Source organism: Pedobacter nototheniae (assembly GCF_004335085.1).
Taxonomy (GTDB): Bacteria; Bacteroidota; Bacteroidia; order Sphingobacteriales; family Sphingobacteriaceae; genus Pedobacter; species Pedobacter nototheniae.
Genome location: NZ_RQRS01000090.1, coordinates 1 through 379 on the forward strand (window position 1 = coordinate 1; position 379 = coordinate 379).

At 36.1% G+C, this 379-nt stretch carries 1 protein-coding gene; it reads right to left on the reverse strand.

Going from position 1 to position 379, the window contains the following annotated elements; all coding sequences use genetic code 11:
- On the reverse strand, positions 1 to 379 hold a 379-nt coding region (locus EHC72_RS22885; protein ID WP_211660358.1), incomplete at both ends, for a hypothetical protein.

Consider the following 379-nt stretch of genomic DNA (forward strand, 5'->3'; position numbering starts at 1 on the left):
CTAAAACTGAACTGCTTAATCCACTTAATCCATTCACCAATACTATACCATCGGTACTAATGTCTTTCTTATCTATTAATGTGTTTGATGTTGTTTTAGGATCTACATAAGTAATCGTGCCACTTGCACCAACGATTGGAATCATGCCTGTGACTGCTCCTGCATCAACTTTGATCTTATCTGAGGTAATCGTATTATCTGCAATCTGATTTGCAGTAATCGATTTCGGTGCAATGCTTAATTTCGCATTAGCTAAAACTGAACTGCTTAGTCCACTTAATCCATTCACCAATACTATACCATCGGTACTAATGTCTTTCTTATCTATTAATGTGTTTGATGTTGTTTTAGGATCTACATAAGTAATCGTGCCACTTGC